The sequence below is a fragment of the Endozoicomonas sp. SESOKO4 genome, assembly GCF_024606275.1.
Window position 1 is genome coordinate 1 of the sequence record NZ_JAHHPS010000485.1, and the last position, 1,040, is coordinate 1,040.

General features: G+C 49.8%; 2 protein-coding genes. One reads left to right on the forward strand and one right to left on the reverse strand.

The window, feature by feature from the left end; genetic code table 11:
• On the forward strand, positions 1 to 395 hold a 395-nt coding region (locus KDK16_RS09335), incomplete at its 5' end, for a hypothetical protein (RefSeq protein ID WP_257275759.1).
• Here KDK16_RS09335 and KDK16_RS09340 read toward each other — a convergent pair.
• A partial coding sequence (locus tag KDK16_RS09340) for a hypothetical protein (protein ID WP_257275760.1) occupies positions 278 to 1,040 on the reverse strand: 763 nt, incomplete at its 5' end. The genes KDK16_RS09335 and KDK16_RS09340 overlap by 118 nt on opposite strands.

The window sequence follows — 1,040 nt, forward strand, 5'->3', positions numbered from 1 at the left end:
AAAGAAGGCATCATATTGTCTTGTCAGCCGATCAGGCCGAGGAACTGGCTGTGACACTGGAGGGGGTCAGCCAATGGGCCAATGGCCATGAGGTCGCCATGCTGTCTCACAAAGGCACCGGCTACGGTAAAAGTACACTGTTACTGGCGTTGACGGATCACGCTTCTGCGCAATTGGGCTCTGACACGCACCGTTCGGTCATTGTTATGGCTCCCAAAACGAACCAGGCAGAATTGGACAAAGGGTTGCGTGAGTATTATGCCCGCAAGGGGCAGAACTATTGTCTATTGAACCTTGAGACCTGCTTTGCAGCACCCGCTGAGTTATCCGTTGCCAGGTTGTTGAGATTGCTCTGCCTGGATGCCAGCAGCGCCATATTCAGGTTCCATTCCTGACAACGCCTGATGTACTCATGAGGTTGACTCACCTGTTCAAAGGCGGCAAAGTCCAGGTCCACCAGCTCATGCTGAAGTATCTCAAGCTGCTGACCAATAAGACTGCTTTGCTCAAGATCAATATCCACCAGCATCAATTGGGACATGCGCTTGATAAAGCCGTCAACATCACGACCACCGGGCGCCAGCCCCCTCTCAAAGTTACGAATAGCATGATCCAGCAGCTCGCCATCTGAAAAGCCCTGCAAATCCTCTTCAGAAGCATCGCGAATGTAGCTGACCAAACTTTTTTCCAGAGCTTTTTTCAACTGAAGTGTACGAACACAGTGCTTTCTGTTGTTAACGATGACCTTTTCAAAATTTCTCAGAACCGACTGCCTGTTGATTTTTAACGTTTTCCCATCAGGCATCCCGCGGGGCCCGAGAGTTTGCAACTCGCAACCGGAGTAGACCGAGAGGTTTTTAAAGACCTGTCCCTGAAAAGCATCTTGCTCTCCTTCAAGCGTTTTAATGATGCTTTCAGTAGCACTATGAGCACTATCATCCAACAGCTCTCTCTTCGCTTTCAGAAACGCTTGACCGACGTGGCCAAAACTGGCATTGACAGTAAAGGGCGAAAACTGTTCTGGATGAAAGGTTTCCTGG